Raw genomic sequence first — 2670 nt, 5'->3', positions numbered from 1 at the left:
GTCCTGGACACTCGCCCGACCCCGGCGCCGACCGAGCGCGGCGTGCGATCGGGCCGTGCCCGCGTCGCCTCAGCGCTGCGTCGGAATCGACCCCGTGATCGCGGTCTGCGCGGCCTCGGCAGCCGGCATCCGGTGCTCGGGATGACGGCCGCTGCGATCCTCGATGCGGTACGACACGACGGCGACGACCAGCCCGCCCAGGGCGAGCACGGCGCCGACCCAGGCGGGGGCGACGAGTCCGAGTCCCGCCGCGATCGCGAGACCGCCCAGGAACGCTCCGAGGCTGTTGCCGATGTTCAGCGCCGAGTGGTTCAGGGCGGCGGCGATGGACTGATTGTCTTCGGCGACGTCCATCAGGCGGGTCTGGATGGCCGGGCTCAACGCCGCCCCGCAGAAGGCGACGAGGAACGCGAACAGCACGAGGCTGACGATCCAGCCGGCGGTCAGGGCGAGACCGACGGATGCCGCGGCGAGGGCGACCAGACCGACGGAGAGCCAGAATCGCAGGTTCTTGTCAGCCAGCGCGCCCCCCACGACGTTGCCGATCGTCATGCCGATACCGACCACCACGAGCACGAGGGAGACGCTCCACTCGGGCTGCCCGGCGACGTCGGTGATCATGGGGGCGATGTAGCTGTACATGGCGAAGAATCCGCCGAAGCCCACCGCGCCGATCCCCAGCGCGAACCACACCTGGCCGATGCGGAACACCCGCAGCTCGTCACGCAATCGGCGACCGGGTGAGCCGGGGTGCTTCGGCACGAACAGCGCGATGCAGATGGTCGCCAGCAGGAAGATGCCGGTGACGACCGCGAACGCCGCGCGCCAGCCGACCTGCTGGCCGAGCAGGGTGCCGAGCGGCACGCCGACGACGTTGGCGATCGTGAGACCGGTGAGCACGAAGGCGACGCCCTTGGCGCGGTTTCCGGGGCCGAGCGCGTCCGCGGCCACGAGGGCCCCGATGCCGAAGTAGGCGCCGTGCGGGAGTCCGGCGAGGAATCGGGATGCCGCAACGAGCTCGAAGGTGGGGGCGATGACGGTCAGCAGCGTGAAGAACGCCAGCGCGGCGGCCAGCACGATCATCACGCGGTGGCGCGGGAAGCGCGCGACGGACCCGGCGATCGTGGGGGCGCCGACGACCACACCGAGGGCGTAGAGCGAGATGAGCCAGCCCGCCTGGGCGATGGCGTCGTCGGGCGAGGCCGCCCACGCACCGGGGACGAGCTCGCGCGCGATGTTGGGCAGCAGGCCCATCACCACGAACTCGGTCATGCCGATACCGAAACTGCCGATGGCGAGAGAAAGGAGCGCCCGCATCGCCGCACCTCTCGAGGTCGTCGAAGAGGTCACCCGATGAGTGTAGGGGGCTCGCGGCCGTCTGGTCGAATCGTTTCGAGAGCGGTGCGTGAGCCCGCCCCGTTGTCCCGCATCCCTCGCCCCTCCTGCACAGGGCGTCTGATCGGAGGGTTCTCCCCCATCGCGCAGATGCGGCATTTTCACCCGGTCAGAACGTGGCACTCTCTCACACCTCACCGGACAATGAAGGGATGCAGGAGATGACGGAACCACAGGTCTGGGTGCTGATCGGAACCTTCGCCGCGGCCGTGCTCGGCGGCATGACGTTCAGCACGAACCTCATCGTGGGATCGCTGACGAAGGTCATCACCGCGAACACGGATCGGCTCGAAGCGCGGATCGACGCGCTGCGTCACGAGACAGTGTCGGAGTTCCAGGTCACGAGGTTCAGGATCGACGGCGTCGAAGCCGGACTCGCCGCCAAGATCGACGGCGTCGAAGCCGGACTCACCGCCAAGATCGGCAGCGTCGAAGCCGGACTCAACGGCAAGATCGACAGCGTCGAGGCGCGCCTCAGCTCCCAGATCGAGAGCGTCGAGAGTCGACTCCGCGACGATATGGCCCGCATCGACTCCGACGTGACGGCCATCGCGAGGCGCGTCTGGACCGACCCGCCCGCCGCGTGAGACCGGCGGGGCGGTGACGAGACGGCCCGCCGCGTGAGACCGGCGGGGCGGTGACGGGACGGTCCGCCGCGTGAGACCGGCGAGGCGGTGACAGGTCGGCCGACGTATGAGGCCGACGGGGCTGCGACAGGCCAGCCCACGCGCGAACGTCCGAGCAATTCACCGATGCACGACATCACGCCGAACGACCCCGACCCGCGCTCGGCCGGGGTGGGAGGCAGCCTCAGTCGGTCCGGCGCTCCAGGGCCTTCTCGAGACGCTCGACCTTGCCGTCCATCTCGCCTGTGCGGCCCGGTCGGATGTCGGCCTTCAGCACGAGCGACACGCGCGATCCGAAGGGCATCACGGCATCCGTCGCCGCCTTGACGACGGCGAACACCTCGTCCCACTCCCCCTCGATCTCGGTGAACATCGAGCTGGTGCGGTGCGGCAGCCCCGACGCGCGCACGACCGCGACAGCCGCGGCGACGGCGTCGTGCACCGACCCGTCGGGGTTCTCCGCCGAAGCGGAACCGATGCCGGAGGGAGCGACCGAGAAGGCGATGAGCATGTCACGAGACTACGGGCCGTGCGCGCGACAGGCTGCGAGCGAAGACCCCCACCCACGATGGGCGGTCGTGCGCGAGCCCCACTCCTCGGGCCGGCGGTCGCACGCGAGCCGGCCATCGCAGCGCGCGGTCGGCACGCG

Annotated in this window: 3 protein-coding genes; 1 reads left to right on the top strand and 2 read right to left on the bottom strand. The window is 70.3% G+C overall.

All coding sequences use genetic code 11. The features are described from left to right. Positions 1–69: 69 nt before the first annotated feature. Complete coding sequence (locus RWP81_RS16110; protein ID WP_314457816.1) at positions 70–1317, bottom strand: MFS transporter; 1248 nt, start codon at positions 1315–1317, stop codon at positions 70–72. Between the two features lie 239 nt (positions 1318–1556). On the opposite strand from RWP81_RS16110, the gene RWP81_RS16105 reads away from it, so the two are divergent. Beyond that, positions 1557–1982 (top strand): hypothetical protein, encoded by a 426-nt coding sequence (locus RWP81_RS16105; protein WP_314457815.1) that lies wholly within the window; start codon positions 1557–1559, stop codon positions 1980–1982. 223 nt (positions 1983–2205) lie between these two features. Here the strand turns inward: RWP81_RS16105 and RWP81_RS16100 are convergent, their stop codons facing one another. Next, positions 2206–2532, bottom strand: coding sequence for a thiamine-binding protein (locus RWP81_RS16100; RefSeq protein WP_314457813.1), 327 nt, complete (start codon positions 2530–2532; stop codon positions 2206–2208). Between the last annotated feature and the right edge of the window lie 138 nt (positions 2533–2670).

This window comes from uncultured Microbacterium sp., from assembly GCF_963521695.1.
Taxonomy (GTDB): Bacteria; Actinomycetota; Actinomycetes; order Actinomycetales; family Microbacteriaceae; genus Microbacterium.
The sequence above is the reverse complement of the archived record's forward strand: the minus strand, read 5'-3'. Positions and strand labels throughout refer to the sequence as shown.

Bases quoted from the DNA above. Each gene is read 5' to 3' on its own strand.
- RWP81_RS16100 (WP_314457813.1), bottom strand. From the start codon at position 2,532: ATGCTCATCGCCTTCTCGGTCGCTCCCTCCGGCATCGGTTCCGCTTCG.
- RWP81_RS16110 (WP_314457816.1), bottom strand. From the start codon at position 1,317: ATGCGGGCGCTCCTTTCTCTCGCCATCGGCAGTTTCGGTATCGGCATG.
- RWP81_RS16105 (WP_314457815.1), top strand. From the start codon at position 1,557: ATGACGGAACCACAGGTCTGGGTGCTGATCGGAACCTTCGCCGCGGCC.